Source organism: Frigoribacterium sp. CFBP 8759 (assembly GCF_014841655.1).
Taxonomy (GTDB): Bacteria; Actinomycetota; Actinomycetes; order Actinomycetales; family Microbacteriaceae; genus Frigoribacterium.
In genome coordinates this window covers 252,266-269,189 of the sequence record NZ_JACYUH010000003.1, presented here as the reverse complement: position 1 = coordinate 269,189, position 16,924 = coordinate 252,266, and the positions used below count along the sequence as shown (strand labels likewise).

At 71.3% G+C, this 16,924-nt stretch carries 22 protein-coding genes; 10 read left to right on the top strand and 12 right to left on the bottom strand.

Translation table 11 applies throughout. From position 1 onward, the window contains the following. Positions 1 to 79 precede the first annotated feature (79 nt). The 4 genes from IFT79_RS11390 to solA all read right to left on the bottom strand — a co-directional run bounded on the left by IFT79_RS11390 (position 80) and on the right by solA (position 3,914). Complete coding sequence (locus IFT79_RS11390; RefSeq protein ID WP_199859670.1) at positions 80 to 847, bottom strand: amino acid ABC transporter ATP-binding protein; 768 nt, start codon at positions 845 to 847, stop codon at positions 80 to 82. After that, positions 844 to 1,653: an amino acid ABC transporter permease gene (locus IFT79_RS11385; protein ID WP_192124781.1), complete on the bottom strand. Its 810-nt coding sequence runs from the start codon at positions 1,651 to 1,653 to the stop codon at positions 844 to 846. The genes IFT79_RS11390 and IFT79_RS11385 overlap by 4 nt, the downstream gene beginning before the upstream one ends. Before the next feature lie 70 nt (positions 1,654 to 1,723). After that, positions 1,724 to 2,554, bottom strand: coding sequence for an ABC transporter substrate-binding protein (locus tag IFT79_RS11380; protein ID WP_192124267.1), 831 nt, complete (start codon positions 2,552 to 2,554; stop codon positions 1,724 to 1,726). Positions 2,555 to 2,621: 67 nt separating this feature from the next. Further along, positions 2,622 to 3,914 (bottom strand): N-methyl-L-tryptophan oxidase, encoded by a 1,293-nt coding sequence (solA, locus tag IFT79_RS11375; protein WP_192124266.1) that lies wholly within the window; start codon positions 3,912 to 3,914, stop codon positions 2,622 to 2,624. A 98-nt stretch (positions 3,915 to 4,012) separates the two neighbouring features. On the opposite strand from solA, the gene IFT79_RS11370 reads away from it, so the two are divergent. Both IFT79_RS11370 and IFT79_RS11365 read left to right on the top strand, forming a co-directional pair. Then, positions 4,013 to 4,951 carry a LysR family transcriptional regulator gene (locus IFT79_RS11370; RefSeq protein ID WP_056047057.1) on the top strand — a complete coding sequence of 313 codons (939 nt, stop codon included), beginning with the start codon at positions 4,013 to 4,015 and terminating at the stop codon, positions 4,949 to 4,951. A 322-nt stretch (positions 4,952 to 5,273) separates the two neighbouring features. Continuing rightward, a complete protein-coding gene (locus IFT79_RS11365) occupies positions 5,274 to 5,543 on the top strand; it encodes a hypothetical protein (RefSeq protein WP_173151763.1) in 270 nt (89 codons plus the stop codon). Here IFT79_RS11365 and IFT79_RS11360 read toward each other — a convergent pair. Beyond that, positions 5,522 to 5,758 carry a hypothetical protein gene (locus IFT79_RS11360; RefSeq protein ID WP_192124265.1) on the bottom strand — a complete coding sequence of 79 codons (237 nt, stop codon included), beginning with the start codon at positions 5,756 to 5,758 and terminating at the stop codon, positions 5,522 to 5,524. The genes IFT79_RS11365 and IFT79_RS11360 overlap by 22 nt on opposite strands. After that, the gene (locus IFT79_RS11355) at positions 5,758 to 6,075 is read right to left on the bottom strand and encodes a DUF7882 family protein (protein WP_056047064.1); all 318 of its coding nucleotides are present in this window, start codon (positions 6,073 to 6,075) and stop codon (positions 5,758 to 5,760) included. The genes IFT79_RS11360 and IFT79_RS11355 overlap by 1 nt, the downstream gene beginning before the upstream one ends. A gap of 250 nt (positions 6,076 to 6,325) precedes the next feature. Here IFT79_RS11355 and IFT79_RS11350 point away from each other — a divergent pair, with 250 nt between their 5' ends. From IFT79_RS11350 to IFT79_RS11335, 4 genes are all read left to right on the top strand, one after another. Next, positions 6,326 to 6,532 carry a hypothetical protein gene (locus tag IFT79_RS11350; RefSeq protein ID WP_148053650.1) on the top strand — a complete coding sequence of 69 codons (207 nt, stop codon included), beginning with the start codon at positions 6,326 to 6,328 and terminating at the stop codon, positions 6,530 to 6,532. Beyond that, positions 6,529 to 6,879, top strand: a complete 351-nt coding sequence (locus tag IFT79_RS11345) for a hypothetical protein (protein ID WP_056047067.1) — start codon at positions 6,529 to 6,531, stop codon at positions 6,877 to 6,879. Before IFT79_RS11350 ends, IFT79_RS11345 begins: the two co-directional genes overlap by 4 nt. A gap of 95 nt (positions 6,880 to 6,974) precedes the next feature. After that, positions 6,975 to 7,691 (top strand): GAF and ANTAR domain-containing protein, encoded by a 717-nt coding sequence (locus tag IFT79_RS11340; protein ID WP_157485395.1) that lies wholly within the window; start codon positions 6,975 to 6,977, stop codon positions 7,689 to 7,691. Continuing rightward, positions 7,684 to 8,397 (top strand): GAF and ANTAR domain-containing protein, encoded by a 714-nt coding sequence (locus IFT79_RS11335; RefSeq protein WP_192124264.1) that lies wholly within the window; start codon positions 7,684 to 7,686, stop codon positions 8,395 to 8,397. The genes IFT79_RS11340 and IFT79_RS11335 overlap by 8 nt, the downstream gene beginning before the upstream one ends. 223 nt (positions 8,398 to 8,620) lie before the next feature. Here the strand turns inward: IFT79_RS11335 and IFT79_RS11330 are convergent, their stop codons facing one another. Then, positions 8,621 to 9,730, bottom strand: coding sequence for a hypothetical protein (locus IFT79_RS11330; protein WP_192124262.1), 1,110 nt, complete (start codon positions 9,728 to 9,730; stop codon positions 8,621 to 8,623). Positions 9,731 to 9,939: 209 nt separating this feature from the next. On the opposite strand from IFT79_RS11330, the gene IFT79_RS11325 reads away from it, so the two are divergent. Beyond that, positions 9,940 to 11,283 (top strand): hypothetical protein, encoded by a 1,344-nt coding sequence (locus tag IFT79_RS11325; protein ID WP_192124260.1) that lies wholly within the window; start codon positions 9,940 to 9,942, stop codon positions 11,281 to 11,283. A gap of 124 nt (positions 11,284 to 11,407) precedes the next feature. Here IFT79_RS11325 and IFT79_RS11320 read toward each other — a convergent pair whose 3' ends face one another. After that, positions 11,408 to 12,010, bottom strand: a complete 603-nt coding sequence (locus IFT79_RS11320) for a hypothetical protein (RefSeq protein WP_192124258.1) — start codon at positions 12,008 to 12,010, stop codon at positions 11,408 to 11,410. 76 nt (positions 12,011 to 12,086) lie between these two features. Here IFT79_RS11320 and IFT79_RS11315 point away from each other — a divergent pair, with 76 nt between their 5' ends. Beyond that, complete coding sequence (locus tag IFT79_RS11315) at positions 12,087 to 12,683, top strand: hypothetical protein (RefSeq protein WP_192124257.1); 597 nt, start codon at positions 12,087 to 12,089, stop codon at positions 12,681 to 12,683. Here the strand turns inward: IFT79_RS11315 and IFT79_RS11310 are convergent. Next, on the bottom strand, positions 12,680 to 13,249 hold the full coding sequence (locus tag IFT79_RS11310; RefSeq protein WP_192124255.1) for a GNAT family N-acetyltransferase: 570 nt from the start codon (positions 13,247 to 13,249) through the stop codon (positions 12,680 to 12,682). The two genes, IFT79_RS11315 and IFT79_RS11310, sit on opposite strands and share 4 nt — an antisense overlap. 210 nt (positions 13,250 to 13,459) lie before the next feature. Here IFT79_RS11310 and IFT79_RS11305 point away from each other — a divergent pair, with 210 nt between their 5' ends. Continuing rightward, positions 13,460 to 13,612 carry a hypothetical protein gene (locus tag IFT79_RS11305; RefSeq protein ID WP_157485397.1) on the top strand — a complete coding sequence of 51 codons (153 nt, stop codon included), beginning with the start codon at positions 13,460 to 13,462 and terminating at the stop codon, positions 13,610 to 13,612. 25 nt (positions 13,613 to 13,637) lie between these two features. Here the strand turns inward: IFT79_RS11305 and IFT79_RS11300 are convergent, their stop codons facing one another. Together IFT79_RS11300 and IFT79_RS11295 are read right to left on the bottom strand one after the other, a co-directional pair. Further along, positions 13,638 to 15,425: an MDR family MFS transporter gene (locus IFT79_RS11300; protein WP_192124253.1), complete on the bottom strand. Its 1,788-nt coding sequence runs from the start codon at positions 15,423 to 15,425 to the stop codon at positions 13,638 to 13,640. A 7-nt stretch (positions 15,426 to 15,432) separates the two neighbouring features. Beyond that, positions 15,433 to 16,119, bottom strand: coding sequence for a TetR/AcrR family transcriptional regulator (locus IFT79_RS11295; RefSeq protein ID WP_192124251.1), 687 nt, complete (start codon positions 16,117 to 16,119; stop codon positions 15,433 to 15,435). A 212-nt stretch (positions 16,120 to 16,331) separates the two neighbouring features. Between IFT79_RS11295 and IFT79_RS11290 the strand changes: the two genes are divergently transcribed. Beyond that, positions 16,332 to 16,595 (top strand): hypothetical protein, encoded by a 264-nt coding sequence (locus IFT79_RS11290; protein ID WP_173151788.1) that lies wholly within the window; start codon positions 16,332 to 16,334, stop codon positions 16,593 to 16,595. 9 nt (positions 16,596 to 16,604) lie between these two features. On the opposite strand, the gene IFT79_RS11285 is transcribed toward IFT79_RS11290, so the two are convergent. Beyond that, a complete protein-coding gene (locus tag IFT79_RS11285) occupies positions 16,605 to 16,874 on the bottom strand; it encodes a hypothetical protein (RefSeq protein ID WP_148053652.1) in 270 nt (89 codons plus the stop codon). Positions 16,875 to 16,924: the final 50 nt, after the last annotated feature.

Here is a 16,924-nt window from a genome sequence, read left to right as displayed (position 1 = left end):
GGGGTGCGGGAAAAGTGCGGAGACTGCAGGAGGCGCGGTGCCGGTCACGCCGGCACCGCGCCTCCTCGGGTCCTGCGGGTCAGAGCACCTGGTCGAGGAAGGTCTTCAGCCGGTCGGTGCGCGGGTGGTCGAAGAGCTGGGCCGGCGGCCCGGCCTCGACGACGACGCCGCGGTCCATGAAGACGACCTGGTCGGCGGCCTCGCGGGCGAAGCCCATCTCGTGGGTGACCACGACCATGGTCATGCCCGCACCGGCCAGCCCCTTCATCAGGGCGAGCACGCCCTTGACGAGCTCGGGGTCGAGCGCCGACGTGGCCTCGTCGAAGAGCATCACCTCGGGTCCGAGCGCCAGGGCCCTCGCGATGGCGACGCGCTGCTTCTGGCCGCCCGAGAGGGACGCGGGCCGGACGTCGGCCTTCTCGGCGAGCCCGACCTCGGTGAGTCGCTCGAGCGCGACCCGTCGGGCCTCGGCCGCCGACACCCGACGGACCCGGCGCAGCGGCAGCACGATGTTGTCGAGCACCGTCCGGTGCGGGAACAGGTTGAAGTGCTGGAACACCATGCCGACCCGACGGCGCAGGGCGTCCTCGGAGCCGTGCAGCACGTCCGTCCCGTCGAGCAGCACCTCGCCGCCCGAGGGCTCCTCGAGGCGGTTGATGCAGCGCAACACCGTCGACTTGCCCGACCCCGAGGGGCCGATGATGCAGGTCGTCGTGCCGGCGGGCACCACGAGGTCGATGCCGTGCAGCACCCGGGTGGCGCCGAAGTCCTTGGTCAGGCCCCGGATCTCGAGGTCGCCGGCGGTCGGGACCGCGGGCACGGCAGGAGGCGCGGTGAGGATGGTCAACGAGGGGCTCCTGACGTGGCGGGGGCGAGGGGTTCGGTGGTGGCGGCCGAGGCGGTGGCGGCCGAGGTGGCGGGGGCGGCCGTGGCGACCGCTCCCGCCGAGGTCGGCGGGGAGGCCGGTGGCACCGTGCCCGACGGGCGCCTCCCGAACGAGCGGCCCTCGCGCAGTCGGCGGTCGATGACGTTGACCAGGTGCGTCAACGGCACCGTGATGATCAGGTAGAACACGCCCGCCAGCACGAGCGGCGAGAGGTTGCCGTTGGTGATGGCCGCGTCCTGCCCGATGCGGAACAGCTCGCGCTGCGACGTGATCAGGCCGAGGAAGTACACGAGCGACGAGTCCTTGACGATCGCGATGAACTGGTTCACCAGCGACGGGAGCACCTGGCGGATGCCCTGCGGGATCACGACGAGCCGCATCGAGTCGCCGTGGCTCATGCCGAGCGCCCGGGACGCCTCGAGCTGACCACGGTCGACGGCGAGGATGCCGGCCCGGAAGATCTCGCCGATGTAGGCGCTGGCGATCAGGCTGAGGGCGAGGATGCCCAGCGGGTACGGGTTCCCAGGCGTGAACAGGTTGAACAGCGGGGACAGGCCCGTGCCGATCAGCAGGATCGTGAGGATGGCCGGGAGCCCGCGGAACACGTCGGTGTAGATGCGGCTGAGCACGCGCGGCAGGCGATGGCGGCTCGTGCCCATGACCGCGAGCAGCAGCCCGACCACGATGCCGATCACCGTGGCGCAGAGGGCCAGCAGCAGCGTGTTCCACACCCCGTAGGCGAGCATGTCGGGCAGCGTGCGCAGCATCGCCTCGCCGTCGAAGAAGCTGCGGCCGATGTTGGCCAGCGCGTCGGAGAAGTTCACGGTCGCCCCCTGCTCACTCGCTCGGCTGGAACTCGTCGGGCACGGGCTGGTCCGGGAAGAACTCCTGGTCGATCTCGAGCCAGGTGCCGTCGGCGACGATGTCGGCGACGGCCCCGTCCACGGCCGTCTTCAGTGCGTCGTTGCCCTTCGCGATCGGGAAGCCCACCGGGAACTCGGGCACGGCGACGTTGATCGCGATGGTCTGCGAGCCGTTCGACGCCGCCGCGTACTCCTCGGCCACGGGGAAGTCGAGGAAGTGCGCGTCGATCGTGCCCGAGCCCAGGGCGGCGACGGCGCTGTTGTTGTCGGGGAAGCGCACGAGCTCGGCACCGGTGAAGTTCTCCTGCGCGTAGCTGTCCTGGATCGTGCCCTGGACGATGCCGAGGCGCTTGCCGTCGAGCGAGGACTCGTCGTCGGTGATGCCGGAGCCGTCGGCGGCCAGGACCGAGATGTACCCGATGAAGTAGTGGTCGCTGAAGTCGACCGTCTTCTCGCGTTCTTCGGTGTCGCTGATGGACGCGGCCGCCATGTCGAGTTGCCCGTTGGCGACGGCGGGCAGCAGGGCCGAGAACTCCTGCGTGACGAACTCGGTCTTCAGCCCGAGGCGCTTCGCGACCTCCTTCGCCATCTCGACGTCGAAGCCCTGCAGCTCGCCGTCCTCGGTGTAGGCGTAGGGCTTGGTGTCGCCGGTCGTGCCGATCCGCAACGTGCCGGCCGAGACGGTGCCCAGCTCGTTCGAGGCGTCGGCTTCGGCGCCGCCCGACGAGCAGGCGGTCAGGGCGAGGCCGAGGGCGGCGACCGCGGCGAGGGCGGCCGTGAGGCGGGTGGTCGTTCGTCTGGTCATGGTTCTCTCCTGTCAGGGCGGTGCGAGGGGAGTGCGGGGTGGGTTCGGGAGGCGCGGGTCGGGTCGATCAGGACGGCACGGCCAGGCGGTCGACCGTGTCGGTGGCGGCCGCGGCCGTGTGGTCGTCCTCGTCGAGCCAGGACGTGCCGTCGTAGCCGCGGTCGGGGCTCATGAAGTCGATGTCGGTGAACGGTTCCTCGTCGACGGCCAGCTGCGCGAGCAGCTCCCCGATCGCGGGGGCGTGCTTGAAGCCGTGGCCGCTGTCGCCGCCGGCGACCACGACGCGGGGGTCGCCGCCGGGGTGTCCGATGACGAACTGCCGGTCGGGCGAGTTCGTCACCATGCAGGCGATCGCCTTGGCGGGGGTCGGGTCGAGCCCCGGGAAGGCCCGGGCCACGGCTGCCGAGAGCATGCCGTAGTCCGCCGCGGGGTGGATGTACCGGTCCACCGTGTCGGCCTCGGCGTCCTCGAAGGCACCGCCCGAGTCCTCGAGGCCGATCTTGACGGCGTAGCCGTCACCGTCGGCCTGGTCGGCGCCGTGGCCCCAGAGGGTGGTGCCGTCGGGCAGCTGGCGGATGAACACCGGGAAGGCCGCGAGGTCGAAGTCGCCGCCCGGTGCCGTCGCCTCGGGGGTCGTGCCCTCGAACCAGAAGAGCGGGGTGCGGCGGGCGACGAGGGGATGGTCGACGAACTGCGGGGTCCAGGCACCGAGCGTCACGACCACACGGGCGGCCCGCAGCACGCGTCCCCCGGCCGTGACCTCGACTCCCCCGTCGACGGGGTCGATCGCCGTCACCCGGGTGTCGGTCAGCACGGTCGCGCCGAGTGACCGGGCCACCTCGACGGCGGCCCGCACGCCCTTCTCGGGGTAGCTGATGCCGGCGGCGGGGTCCCACACGCCGATGTCGTCGGGGCCGAAGCCGGCGTACTGCGGGAACCGCGCGACGAGTTCGTCGTGCTCGAAGAGCGTCGACTCGAGCCCGGCCTCGTGGACGGCACGCAGGGTGCCGGCGACGACGTGGCCGTCGCGGGGGCCGACCATGACTCCGCCGGTCTGACGCAGGAGGGTCTGACCGGTGCGCTCGCCGAGGTCGTACCAGAGGTCGCGGGCGCGGGTCGCGATCGGGGCCAGCCCCGGGTGCTCCATGCAGGCGATGCGGAACAGCCGGGTCGCGCCGTGGGTCGAGCCCATCGGGTGGCCGATGCCGAAGCGCTCGACGCCGATCACGCGCCGTCCCCGCTCGGCGAGGCGCCAGAGCGCCTGTGCCCCCCAGGCGCCGAGCCCGACGACGATGACGTCGGCGTCGAGGGACGGGTCGGTGGGTCCTGGTACCGAGGAGGCGGTGGTGGCGTCGTTCATGGCCCCTGTCTATTGCGTCGGCACTTGCGCCCTCAAATACCAAAAAGGGATGATCTGATACGCGCTGCATATGAGGCGCGACCGACGAGAGGCCCGTCATGGAGATCCGAGAACTCACCTACTTCATGGCGGTCGCCGACGACCTGTCGTTCACGAAGGCCGCCGCGCGGTTGCAGATGAGCCAGCCGCCGCTCAGCCAGGCCATCTCACGACTCGAGGCGAAGCTCGGCACGCGGTTGTTCGAGCGGCAGGCGCGGACGGCCCCCCGACTGACCCCCGCGGGCGAACTGCTGAAGCGCGAAGGCAAGCGCATCCTGCACCAGATCGAGCAGACCGAGTCGCTGCTCGACTCGGTCGTGGCCGACGTCCAACCGCTGCGGGTGGGCAGCATCAGCTCGGTGCTCGCCGGCCTGCTGCCGACCGTGGTGCGGGCGTTCTCCGCGTCGCACCCGGGTGCCCGGGTGCTGGTCGAGGAGAGCGAGGAGCAGGCAATCCTGTCCGACCTCGTCCGCGGGTCGGTCGACCTGGGGTTCACGCGCGTCCGGTCGATCGACGACCGGTTCGAGGTCGAGCAGCTGGCTCTCGAGCCGCTGGTCGTGGCCCTGCCCGACACCCACCGCCTGGCCGGCGAGACCTCGGTGCCGCTCGGCGAACTGGCCGAGGACGACTTCATCATGTTCAACCGCGAGGACGCGCCCCAGGCCTACGACCGCATCGTCATGTCGTGCGTCCGCGCCGGGTTCAACCCCCGCATCCCCATCCACGCGGTCAACGACCTCTCGATGCTGAGCACGGTCGCGTGCGGCCTCGGCGTCTCGCTCATGCCCTACCTCTCGTCGTACATCCCGATCCCCGGCGTCCGCTTCGTCACCATCGCCGAGGACTGGGCGCGGACGGCCCTGTCGATGCTCTGGCTCTCCGGCCGGCCGAACCCGATGACGACGGCCTTCACGGCGCAGATCCGGACCGAGCTCACCGTGATGCGCGACCGCGACCTGCGGGCCGGGCGCATCACCCTCGAGTTGATCGGCGGTTGAACCGACGACGCGAGCACGACTTGGGGCACGTCGCGTCCCGTGTCAAGCCCGGTGCGCATCCTCCCCGGGCCGGAGAGGATGGAGCATCTCCTGCCAGTGCTTCACGGGCGGCACGGTCTCGTCACACGGCCGTGTCGGCGGAGACCGATGCGACGATCGTCGCGTCGCGGGGCCGCTACCCGCCCTAGGGGTCGCGGCCCCTCACAGGCCTGCGGCCTAGTGTGACGACCAGTGCCCGCCGCGGCCGACCATCGTGTCTCCAGACCTCGGACACGACGAGACCGGGCGTACAACCGCTACCAAGAGATCAGAGGTCCATCCCATGCCCATGACGACGCTCTACACACGTCAACAAGCCATCCGCCTGTCGTCCGAGAGCGACGTCGACGCCCTGAAGGGACGGATCGTCGCCGCATCCGGCGGAGCGCCGGCGTTCGTCGACGTCGAGACGGCGTCGGGCAGCCACGTGTCCGTCCTGGTCACCGGTCGGACCGAGATCTGGTTCGAGACGGTCGACCGTGTCGACGAGCCGTCGGCAGCCTCCGTCGCGGAGCTCCCCGACTTCGACTACTACGCCGCCGAGTCGGCGTAGTCGTCCGGCTCTCGCCGGATCTCGGCCACGCTGAGCTGCGACGACGCGGTGATCAGCACCTCGACGGCCTTCAGCGTGCCGGCCCCCTCGTTGACGGTCAGCCAGAACGGCTCGCCGCCGGTCGCGGTCGCCAAGACGCGGGCCTTGAGGTCCTGGAGCGACGTGTTCGACAGGGTGTACGCATGGCCGTCGTAGACGATGTCGATGCGGTTCATCAGGTGGCCTTACTGGTGGGCACGGAGGGCTCGGGCACGATCTGCAGACCCGCATTCGTGTTGGCACTGACCTCGAGGGCGTGGATCCATGCAGGGTTGATGGCCGGGCTGCGCGAGCCATGGTACTTGTACACCAGTGGGATGGTCGGGTGCAGCCAGATGCTCGTGCGGCCGTCTCCGACCTGATGGTCGTCCTTCCACGAGAAGTAGAACGATTCACCGCGACGCATCTTCATGCCGATGACGATCTGGAGATGGGCGAGGGTGCGGTCGTCGAAATCGATGGTCAACGAGCGGTCGTAAGCGAGTTTTCCCATGTCTGGCCTTCTGCGAGAGCGGAGCGACCAGGGCCCAGACGGCCGCTCGACGCACGGGTCGATGGACGACCGATGCGACCAGACGCTACACGACATCTGTCCCCCGACACCGACCCTTTCAACCCGATAATCCTCTCTCCCACAAAACTGACGACAGGTCAACCCTCTTCACCAGAACGGGGGGTCTTCATAGATTGGAGACCGATCCCCGGGCCAGCGGAGGTCGGTCACCCCGGGAGGAAAGTCGGTCATGAGCACCTACGAAACCAATCCGTTCGCTCGACCCGCGGTGATCCACACGTACCCCAAACCCGGCATCTCTCGAGCACACCGCGTGAGCATCGGCCTGACCGGCATCGACCGGAGCAGCAGTGCGTACCGACTGCCCGCCTACGAGGACTTCTTCCTGCCCCGTCCCGCCCACGACGGCAGGTCCTCGCGAGGGAGCACCCGGTGAAGCACATGACCTTCGCCGACAAGTCGTTCCTGCTCGGCGACGAGACGGCCGTCACGGTCCTCGAGTACGCCGCGGCGTTGGCCCACCACCACGACGCGGACGACGTCGAACTCGCGGCGATCAGCTCGGACGGTGACGAGGTGCGAGCCATCCTGTTGCTCGGCGGGGGTGCACCGCTGATGGCCGAGAGTGCCCACACCGAGTTGCCCGAGCCCGACAACGCCGATGCGCTCGCCTACATGAAGCGGCGCCTCGACGCGTTGCGGCACGCACCGTCGGCCAACCCTCTGGACCCGGAGACGCACGTCGACAGCGCGTACCCCGAACCCGACCTGACCCAGAGTTGATCGAGACGGATCGACGCGCCTCCGCCCTGTCCGCCCGCGACGACCCGAGATTCCCTGAGCTCGACGAGACTCATCCAGCGAACCGGGCGGTGACCATGACGACATTCGACGACGCGGTCGAGGCGCTGAGTCGTGCGCCGATCGGTGATTCGTTGTCACGGCCCTTCCTCGACCTCTTCCCCGTCTCCGGGGTCTCGATCGCCACCGTGGGCCCCGTCCTCGGCAGCGAGACCCTGACGGCGACGGACGACACCGCCCTGCGGCTCGACGAGCTGCAGTTCGACCTCGGCGAGGGCCCGTGCTGGGACGCCATGCGCACCGGCAGCCCGGTGCTGGTGTCCGACGCGCGTGCGTCGTCCAGTGCCGTCTGGCCCACGTTCGGCCCCGCGATCGTCGACCTCGACGTCCAGGCGATGTTCGTGTTCCCCGTCCGGGTGGGCCCCCTGCAGCTGGGTGCCATCGACCTGTACAGCGACCGGCCGGACGAGATGCCGGGCGAGGCCGTGATGCGGGCCCAGATCCTGGCCCGAGCCGTCAGTCGGGCCGTCCTGCGCCACACGCTCGAACGGGAGCGACGCGACAACAACCTCGAAGTCGAGCCCGTCGGGGCGCACTCGCGACGCATCGTGCACCAGGCCACGGGACGCATCCTCGTCCAGGCCCGGGTGTCGGCCGACGATGCGCACCTCCTCTTGCAGGGCTACGCGTTCTCGACCGGGGCCCGCGTGATCGACGTGGCCACCGACATCCTCCGTGGGCGGTTGACGTTCTCGGCCTCAGAACACGGAATCGAGGAACACCGCAATGAGTAACACCGACCGGGAGACCCATCTCGTCGACGTCTTCACCACCCTGGCCGACACCCTCGTCGCCGATTACGACGTCGTCGAACTGCTGCAGACGCTGGTCGACACCACGGTCGACCTGTTCGACGTGAGCGCCGCGGGCATCCTTCTTGCCGAGGCCGACGGAGCGCTCGACGTCGTGGCCTCGACCAGCGAGGCGTCGTACCTGATCGAGGTCATGCAGCTGGACTCCGAAGAGGGCCCCTGCTTCGACTGCCACGTCACCGGCGCCTCCGTCAGCGTTCCCGACCTCGGCACCGTGCCCGACCGGTGGCTGCCGTTCGCCCGGGCCGCGTCCGAGCACGGCTTCGCCTCGGTGTTCGCGATCCCCCTCCGACTCAGGGCCGAGACGATCGGCACGCTCAACCTCCTGCGTCGAGAGACCGGCGACCTGAACCCCCGTGACATCCGCGCCGCCCAGGCGCTGGCGGACGTCGCCACGATCGGCATCCTGCACGAGCGCACGGTGCGCGAGGGGGACGTCGTGCAGCGACAGTTGCAGACCGCCCTCGGCACGCGCGTCGTCATCGAGCAGGCCAAGGGCGTCGTGTCCGAGACCCGCCGCGTCAGCACCGACGCCGCCTTCGACGTCCTCCGGCGCCATGCTCGTGACCACAACGCCCGCCTGGCCGACGTCGCCCGGGACGTCGTCGAGCGCCGCCTCGAACTCTGACCTCCAACGCGAACCGCGCCATGGCCGCCGGACCTGCTTAAGCGATGACGACCAACTTTGTCCAGCCCCTTCTCAGGGGGCGACGTGACTGCGAGTCTGTTCACCGAGCCCGTCGCGGGCCGGCCTGAACCCGGCTCGCGAGGGGTGGCCGATCGGTTCCCGAAGACCATCGGCCCGTGAGTGCCCTCCAACGATCACCCGTTTCGACGGAGGGCACTCACCATCAGACCGAGGCCGCCGCCCGCGCGACGTAGCCCTCGACGAGCCGCTCGCTGGCGGCCTCCGTGTCGGGCACCGTGGCGCGCTCGACCGTGAGCCGGGCCCAGTCGTCGCCCAGCACGAGGTCGGTGACGCACTCCGTCGCCGAGCAGGACCGGTACGCCCGGTCACCGTCCGCGAGCCCGGGCACGGTCACGGCCGTGTCGGGGTCGAGCAGACCGAACTCGATGCGCTGATCGAGGGCCCAGGCGCCTCCGGCCAGGACGCTCTCGCTGCTGTAGGGCGTCGTGTCGTCGAGGATCGAGCACGACGTGGCGACCGCCCGACTCCAGGCCGCGGCGTAGACCGACCAGCCACCGCCCGGGGTCAACACGAACAGGTCGTCACCCGCGCCGAGGGCCTCGCGCTCGAGCGCGGCGTCGGCCACGCAGGACCAGGGCCGGGCCGGCCCGCCGAGCGGCCAGGGGTCGTCCACCACGTCGGCCGACGAGACGACCTCGGTCACCTCGGCGACGACCGGTGCGAAGCGCTGCTCGGACGTGGCCTCGACGGACGGCGCGAACTCCGTCGCGATGATCGACACCCAGCTGTCGCCGACCAGCTGGTCGAAGGTGCAGCCCCGGAAGGTCTCGTCGCCGAAGCACCGGCCGTCGGGGTCGTCGCCGTAGATCTCGACGAACCGCGGCCACGTGTCACCGGCGTGCGGGAGAACCTGCACGAGCAGGCCGCTGTAGCCGCCGCCCCCGGTCGGGTTGTTCTTGCCGTCCGACGACCCTCCGTCGTTCCACGTGCACGAGAGCCCACCTTCTTGGGCGATCGCGTAGTCCGAGGGCCTGACGGAGTCGCGGTCGTAGTAGTCCCGCGGAGTCCATGACGCGTCGAAGGCGCCGGCGGTCTCGGCGGACAGCAGACCCGCGCAGTCCACCCCGAGTTCGGTGACCGGCGAGTCGGCGACCGGTGTCGGCGTCGCCGTCGCCGTCGGCCCGGAGGCCACCGGCGTCGACGGCTCCGAGTCGTCACCGCCCGCACCGCCACTCGTGCACGCCACCAACAGCATCGTCGTCGCGAGCGTCGACGCGAACGCCGCCCCGACCCGTTTCGTCGTCGTCCCCATGCCCCGACGCTACCGAGCAGAGGAGGCGCGGGCCGTCTCGATCGCGCAACGGTCGTACCCGATCGCCGCGGGACGGGGGACAACGGCATCACGGTCTCGTCACGACGAGGCCAGCAGCCGACTCCGCCCGTCGACCGGCCCGACCGTGCTGTCTACAGTCGACCGACCGTGCTCACCCGACGCGCGGCACCACTCGTCCCGGGGGAACCATGTCCACATCACGCCGCCTCGGCGCCGCCACCGCCCTGCCCGCCGTCGCCTTGGCCGCGGCCCTCGTCCTCACGCCCGCCACGGCCTTCGCCGCCGAGGGCGACCCCGTGTCGACCGACGCCCCGACCGGCACCTCGACGCCGACCGACTCGACGTCGGCCGACTCGACGAGCGCCACCGCCGTGACCGTCCCGGGCGAGGCCGCACCGGCGGTGCCCGACCAGGCCGGACCCGACGCCCCGGCCGTCGCCCCCGCGACGCCCGCGAGCGGCGCCACCGACACCAGCGGATCGTCGGAGGGAACGACCCACGCGGCCTCACCGGAGGCCGACGCCCCGGTCGAGACCCCGGCCTCGACCCAGGAGGTCGCTCCGGCAGAAGCCGCGGCCGACGTGGTCGTCGACGACCTCTTCGTCCTCATCCCCGTCACCGCCGCGCACCCGGGCCAGGCCTTCCCGGTCGTCGCCCAGGGCTTCACGCCCGGTGACGTCGTGGACGTCACCGTGTCGGGCGACGGTGTGCCCGCCGATGCCGACTACGTCTCGTTCGACGACTCCCCCGTCTTCGACGAGGACGGATCGACGGTGTTCTGGGTGGAGCTGCCGGCGACCTTCGCCGTCGGGGGCGTCGTCACGGTCACGGTCACGGACGGCAGCGGCCTCTCGACCTCGTCCGACGTGCCGGTGACGGCCTCCGTCCCGGCCCCCGCGCTCGTCGCACCGGTCGGCGCGACGGCCGGTGTCGTCACCGTGAACGGCCAGAACGGCATCCCCGGCGGCTACGCCCTCGTCGAGGTCTACGACGCCGACGAGCTGCCCGACCCGTCGACCGATGCGCCGTCGCCGGACGCCGACCCGACGACTGAGCCCGACCCGACGACTGAGCCCGACCCGACGTCCGACGCCGAGCCCACCGGCGACGAGATCGCCTTCGAGATCCAGGTCGACGTCGACCCCGTCCCCTACGAGGTCTCGGGCTCCGCGACGGCCGTGGTGCCCGTGGACGCGGACGGACGCTTCGCGGCTCGCTTCGTCCTGCCCTCCGGCGACTTCGCGACGGACGCCTACACCTTCGACGCCGACTTCACGACGGAGAGCGACTTCTCGGAGACCGTCGTCTTCTCGGTCGCCCCGGCCGTCGTCGCGCCCGCCGTCACGACCCCGGGCACCATCGCTCCGACCGCACTGCCGGTTCGTCGCGTCGCCGCCGTGACGCCGACCCGCGCGACGTCGCTCGCCTACACGGGGTCGGAGCCCTCGACCGCGGTGACCTGGGCCCTCGGCGCCGTCCTCGCCGGGGCCGGTGCGCTCGTCGCCGGCCGCCTGCGCCTGCGTCGCCGCTGAGTCGAACCCGGCGGGCCCCTCAGGCCGCCACGATGTACACAGCCCGCCACGAGATCTCGTGGCGGGCTGTGTACATCGTGGCGGCGTGCGGCGGGGCGCAGCGCGGCGCCGCCGCGGCCACCCGTCAGGGCGCGGGCTCACCCGGGGCCGGCGGGTCGCGGACGACCTGCTCGGCTCCGGCCTTGTCCAGCGTCCCCGGGAAGTTGAACCGCCCGAACTTCCCGGTGGGGTCGTGCGGGCTCACCGGGCGGGCGATCGAGGAGGCGCGGATCACCTCGATCAGCAGGTCGCGTCGGGCGTCGTCGAGCGCGGGCGTCGACCGCTCCCTGAGCAGCACGGACGCCGTCGGCCCCCGACGTCGGCCGATCTTCAGCAGCAGACCGGCCTGGTCGCCGTCGCTCAGCCCCACGAGCTCGGCCCGTTCGACCTGGTCGAACGGCACCACGCGATGGCGGATGCGCAGTCGACGCCCCTCGAGGTCGATCGCGAAGGGGGCGTTGAGCCACAACACGACGTTCCACCCGACCGCGGCGGCGGTCGCCCAGAACACGAACGAGATCGGCACGGCGATCGGGCCGAACAGATCGACCAGCGACTCGCCGCCTCGACAGAAGAAGGCTCCGGCCGTCCCGAGGATCACGGTCGCCGGCAGGAAGACCCGCATCGCCCGCACCAGCACCCGCTGCTTCGGCTCGTCGTCGAACACGATCCAGGTCTCGTCGGACATGCCGTCACCGTACCGGGCCGTGCCCCCCGAGGCGTCGGCGACGACCCCGCCACTCCCCTGGTGTAGACAATCCTTCATGGACAAGGCCGTGCCCGACCCGCCTCGCCACCGTTCCGAGCAGAAGCTGCGGGCCGCTCAGGCCTGGATGGTCAGCCTGTACGCGTTCCTGACCCTCCTGTTCGTCGCCCAGCTCACCTGGCGGGCGCAGTCCGAGGGCCGGGACGGCTCGTGGTTCGTCATGCTCGTCGGCACCGTCCTCTTCGCCGCCGCCGTCGTGGTGCTCGCCCTGCGCACCCTCGCCCTCTCGTCGTGGCGACGCCTCCCCGTGGACCCCGGCGAGCGCCTCCTCTGGGGCACCTTCGCCGAGCGCGTCCTGCCCACGGGAGGCGCGGCCTACCCCGGTCGCTTCGCCCTGTCCACGACGCGGTTGCGCTACGTGCCCGACCCGGTCTCGCGCCTCCGGGGGGTGACGGCCGAGGAGTGGCCCGTCGCCGCGCTGCACGACGTCCGTGTCACTCCGGTGGACGAACGCCGACGGCGCCGTGGCGGCCGCTGGGTGATGGTCGACGTCGAGGGCGGGGCCTCGATCACCCTCATGTCGAACGAGTCCCACCTGGTCGCCGACGAGCTCTTCGAGGCGTTGGAGGTCGCCGCGCCGGCGACCCGCGACTAGGCGAGCCGCGCCTCCAGGCCGGCCCGCACGTCGGGCCACTCGGCGCGGACGATCGAGAAGTAGGCAGTGTCGCCCAGGGTGCCGTCGGCGGCGACGCGGTGCGAACGCAGCACCCCCTCGGGGACGGCGCCCAGCCGCCGGATCGCTGCCGCGCTCCGCAGGTTGCGGGCGTCGCAGCGCAGCGCGACCCGGTTCAGGCCGAGGGCGTCGAACGCGTGCGTGAGCAGCAGCAGCTTGGTGGCGGGGTTCGTCCGTCCTCCCCAGAAGGGGCGGCCGTACCAGGTGCTGCCGATCTCGACCCGCCCCTGCGCCGGCACGAGGTCGTAGAGGGTCGTCGTGCCCCGCACCTGGCCGTCGTCCTCGCCGCGCACCGTGAACGCGAGGGTCGTCGGGTTCGCGAGTTGCGCCTCCACGTGCTCGGCGTACGCCGCGACGCTCGCCGGACGCGGCGTCACCATGCCCGCCCAGAGCCCGTCGTCGGTCAGCGGCCAGAGCGCGGCAGCATCCTCGACGGCGAGCGGATCGAGCCGCACGCCGTGTCCCACCAGCGCGACGTCGTGGATCATCGGTCCTCACCTGACGTGCTCATGCGCACGATCCTAGGGACCGTGGACGAGGAGGCGCGGCGCCGGCCACGGCCACCGGTCACGACGCCCCGCGCGCATCCGCTACGGTGATCGATCACAGCCCACGAACTGGGGGCCGCGGCACGACCCCACCGTGCCGCACCATCGTCTGACGCGTCCGACCCGACGGGCCCGCCCGAGGAGACACCCATGAGCACCCACAGCACCCCCACCCGCCTGCGCGAGGACGACGTCGACGGCGTCGTCTGGGACGCCGCCCAGGAGGCGCGACTCGCGTCCGCCCCCGCCCGCACCTCGGCCGCGGCCGCGGCCCTGCCCGCCCAGGGCCCCGCCGCCGTCTGACCCGGCGCCCCCGCCATCCGACCGGCTACGGGCGGTCGGCGTCGTCCCGCTCGTCGGCCCCGTCGGCGACACGCTCGTCGGCGTCGTCCCGCTGATCGACCCCGTCGAGCGGCGCGACCGGAGCCCCGGTCGCCACCGCACCGGCGGTCGCCACCTCGGACGCCGTCCCGGCACCGCGCCTCCCGGCCCGTCCGGCGCCACGACCGTGCGCGGCGCGCTCGGCGGCCTCGAGCTGCTCGGCCTCGTCGCCCGACAGCGCCTCGCCGCGGGACACCATGCCGGCCACGTCGGAGAGTCTGATCTGCGGCAGGAAGAGCGACAGCACGAACGCCACGGCGATGAACGGGATCAGGTAGGCGAAGACCGGCGCCAGCGAATCGGCGTAGGCCTCGACGACGAGACGACGGATCTGCTCGGGCAGCTGGTTCAGCGTCGCGGGGTCGAGGGTCGCGGTGGCCTGCGAGGCGTCACCGGCCGACGCCCCGGCGCCCGTGAAGACGTCCGTCAGGTTCGAGGTGAGCCGGCTCGTGAACAACGCACCGAAGATCGCGACGCCGAGCGCGGCGCCCACCTCGCGGAAGTAGTTGTTCGTGCTGGTCGCCGTGCCCACGTTCTGGGCGTCGACCGAGTTCTGCACCACGAGCACGACGACCTGCATGATCAGGCCGAGGCCCGCACCGAAGAGGAAGAGGAACACGCAGATCAGCCAGAGCGGGGTGTCGGCGGTCAGGGTCGTGAACAGCGCCATGGCGATGCCGGTCAGGATCGTGCCGACCACCGGGAACACCTTGTACTTGCCGGTGCGGGTGATCAGGTTGCCCGACAGGATCGACGTGCCGATCAGGCCGACCATCATCGGCAGCAGCAGCAGGCCCGAGACGGCCGCGGACGCGCCCGACGACATCTGCAGGAAGGTCGGCACGAACGCGATGGCCGAGAACATGCCGATGCCGAGCACGAAGCCGACGGCGGTCGCGAGCACGAACACCTTGTTGCGGAAGAACGACAGCGGGATGATCGGGTCGTCGGCACGCGACTCGACGAGCACGAAAAGCGACGCCGCCACCACGACTCCGGCGCCCCAGAGCCAGGTCTCGGGCGCACCCCAGCCGTGGTCGTCCTGACCGCCGAACTCGGTGAAGAAGATCAGGCAGGTGGTCGCCGCCGACAGCAGCACCACGCCGAGCACGTCGATGCGCTTGGTGGCCTTCTTGCTCGGCAGCGTCAGGGCGGCCCAGGTGATGGCGAACGCCGCGATGCCGACGGGGATGTTGATGTAGAACGCCCACTGCCAGGTGAGGTGGTCGACGAAGAAGCCGCCGAGCAGGGGCCCGCCGATGGCCGACAGGCCGAAGACCGCGCCGAGCGGGCCGAGGTACTTGCCGCGCTCGGAGGCGGGCACGATGTCGGCGATGATCGCCTGCGAGAGGATCATCAGACCGCCGCCGCCGAGGCCCTGGATCGCGCGGAACACCACGAACATCCAGAAGTCGGTGGCGAAGGCGCAGCCGATGCTCGCGAGGGTGAAGATCGCGATCGCGACGAGGAACAGGTTGCGACGGCCGAGGACGTCGCCGAACTTGCCGTAGATCGGCATGACGATCGTCGTGGCGAGCAGGTACGCCGTGGTGATCCAGGCCTGGTGCTCGACGCCGCCGAGCTCGCCGACGATGGTCGGCATGGCCGTCGACACGATCGTCTGGTCGAGGCTCGACAGCAGCATGCCCGAGATGAGGGCGCCGAAGATGATCCAGATGCGTCTCTTCGTCAAGAGGAAGGGCGCGTCGGCCTTCGCTGCGGTGGTGGTCGTCATGGCTGGGTCACAGCGCCTTTCGGTCGTGGTCGGCAGGGTGGGTCGGGGCGGGCGGGGAGGCGGCGCCACGAGGCGCGGCGGCGGCGAAGAGCTCGCGGGCGATCACGAGCTGGTCGGCGAGGACGGCGTCGAAGCGCTCGTCGTCCCGCCCCTCGGCGGAGAAGAACCGTTCGAAGGCCCGCTGGACGAGCCCGGTGAGCAGGGTCACCGCGACGTCGATGCGGGGATCGCCCCCGTCGAGCCCCTCGTGTGCGGCCACGGCCGAGACGACGCGTCGCCGCTGCTCGTCGCCCTGCCGCATCATGGCGCCGAACAGGCGGGGCTCGCGGTCGAGTGCGGCCTTGAAGTGCGCGGCCTGCCCGCGGGTGAGGCCGACGTTCTCGACACGCTCGACGACGAGCGCGCCCAGGTCGTCGAAGACGGTCGACAAGGGCGGGAGGCGCGGGTCGCGTCGCGAGGACGAGTACCCCTCGAGCGCCTCGTCGTCGTCGTCGAGCGCGACGCCGACGACGACGTCGTCCTTCGACGCGAAGTGGTTGAAGAACGTCCGACGCGAGATGCCGACCGAGGCGCAGAGCTCCTCGATGGTGAAGCCGGCGAGTCCGTGCTCGGCCGTCAGGCGCCGGGCGGCAGCGGTCAACGCGACGCGGGTGCGCAGTCGACGCTGGGCCGTCTTGCCGGCGGTCGTGGCCATCGCGCGCCTCCTGGTCTCGTCGCTCTCGTGATCGGCGACGTCGCCGGGGGCCTCGCGGCCGAAGACGATGATTGCACTTTCACGCCGGGAGTGCAATCACGCATCCTGTGGACCCGGCCGGCCACCGGGCCGGCTGGGGGCTACGCGGCAGAACCATCCGCGTCCCCTGAGAACGCCGCCACCGGACGTCAGGTGTTGCCTACGCTGAACCGATGAGTGCACCGAGAGCCCGCCGCGTCTGCCTGTCGGTCGCCGGTTTCGCCCTCGTGGCGATCGGCCTGGCCGTCCTGGCGTTCACCTTCGACTGGGACGCCCCCACGATGTTCGGCCTGCCCACCGGGCTCGCCGGCTTCTCGCTGATGATCGCCGGCGCGATCGTCGCCGAGGTCGGCTTCCGCGGGGCGGTCAAGGCGCGGAGGCGCGAGGTCGCGGTCCGTCGGCGCTCGCACGTCACCGACCTCGAGCGCACCTCGTAGCGGTCGCGGTCAGACGGTCAGCCACTTGATCGCCGGGTAGAGCACCCGGGCGATCTTGCGGGGGCACGGGAACGACGTCTTCGTGCCGTCTCGTTCGTTGAGCGTGATGACCGGTCGATCCGCGACCGTCGAGTAGTCGACGGTCTCGAGCGAACCGGCAGGGATCTCGTGCGTCGTGGGGCGTCCGGCGGTGTCACGGAGCACGTAGACGAGACGATCGTCGTGCACCTGCATGCCGTGCTGCGCACCGCCTGCCGTCCAGGTCACCGAGAGTCTCACGAGCCGACCCTAGCGGGTCGCCGGGCCGCGGGGGCCCGGGCGTCGTCCCC

Excerpts from the sequence above, each read along its gene's own strand:
- IFT79_RS11385 (WP_192124781.1), bottom strand. The coding sequence starts at position 1,653 with ATGCTGCGCACGCTGCCCGACATGCTCGCCTACGGGGTGTGGAACACG.
- IFT79_RS11380 (WP_192124267.1), bottom strand. The coding sequence starts at position 2,554 with ATGACCAGACGAACGACCACCCGCCTCACGGCCGCCCTCGCCGCGGTC.
- solA (WP_192124266.1), bottom strand. The coding sequence starts at position 3,914 with ATGAACGACGCCACCACCGCCTCCTCGGTACCAGGACCCACCGACCCG.
- IFT79_RS11370 (WP_056047057.1), top strand. The coding sequence starts at position 4,013 with ATGGAGATCCGAGAACTCACCTACTTCATGGCGGTCGCCGACGACCTG.
- IFT79_RS11365 (WP_173151763.1), top strand. The coding sequence starts at position 5,274 with ATGCCCATGACGACGCTCTACACACGTCAACAAGCCATCCGCCTGTCG.
- IFT79_RS11360 (WP_192124265.1), bottom strand. The coding sequence starts at position 5,758 with ATGAACCGCATCGACATCGTCTACGACGGCCATGCGTACACCCTGTCG.
- IFT79_RS11355 (WP_056047064.1), bottom strand. The coding sequence starts at position 6,075 with ATGGGAAAACTCGCTTACGACCGCTCGTTGACCATCGATTTCGACGAC.
- IFT79_RS11350 (WP_148053650.1), top strand. The coding sequence starts at position 6,326 with ATGAGCACCTACGAAACCAATCCGTTCGCTCGACCCGCGGTGATCCAC.
- IFT79_RS11340 (WP_157485395.1), top strand. The coding sequence starts at position 6,975 with ATGACGACATTCGACGACGCGGTCGAGGCGCTGAGTCGTGCGCCGATC.
- IFT79_RS11335 (WP_192124264.1), top strand. The coding sequence starts at position 7,684 with ATGAGTAACACCGACCGGGAGACCCATCTCGTCGACGTCTTCACCACC.
- IFT79_RS11330 (WP_192124262.1), bottom strand. The coding sequence starts at position 9,730 with ATGGGGACGACGACGAAACGGGTCGGGGCGGCGTTCGCGTCGACGCTC.
- IFT79_RS11325 (WP_192124260.1), top strand. The coding sequence starts at position 9,940 with ATGTCCACATCACGCCGCCTCGGCGCCGCCACCGCCCTGCCCGCCGTC.
- IFT79_RS11320 (WP_192124258.1), bottom strand. The coding sequence starts at position 12,010 with ATGTCCGACGAGACCTGGATCGTGTTCGACGACGAGCCGAAGCAGCGG.
- IFT79_RS11315 (WP_192124257.1), top strand. The coding sequence starts at position 12,087 with ATGGACAAGGCCGTGCCCGACCCGCCTCGCCACCGTTCCGAGCAGAAG.
- IFT79_RS11310 (WP_192124255.1), bottom strand. The coding sequence starts at position 13,249 with ATGATCCACGACGTCGCGCTGGTGGGACACGGCGTGCGGCTCGATCCG.
- IFT79_RS11305 (WP_157485397.1), top strand. The coding sequence starts at position 13,460 with ATGAGCACCCACAGCACCCCCACCCGCCTGCGCGAGGACGACGTCGAC.
- IFT79_RS11300 (WP_192124253.1), bottom strand. The coding sequence starts at position 15,425 with ATGACGACCACCACCGCAGCGAAGGCCGACGCGCCCTTCCTCTTGACG.
- IFT79_RS11295 (WP_192124251.1), bottom strand. The coding sequence starts at position 16,119 with ATGGCCACGACCGCCGGCAAGACGGCCCAGCGTCGACTGCGCACCCGC.
- IFT79_RS11290 (WP_173151788.1), top strand. The coding sequence starts at position 16,332 with ATGAGTGCACCGAGAGCCCGCCGCGTCTGCCTGTCGGTCGCCGGTTTC.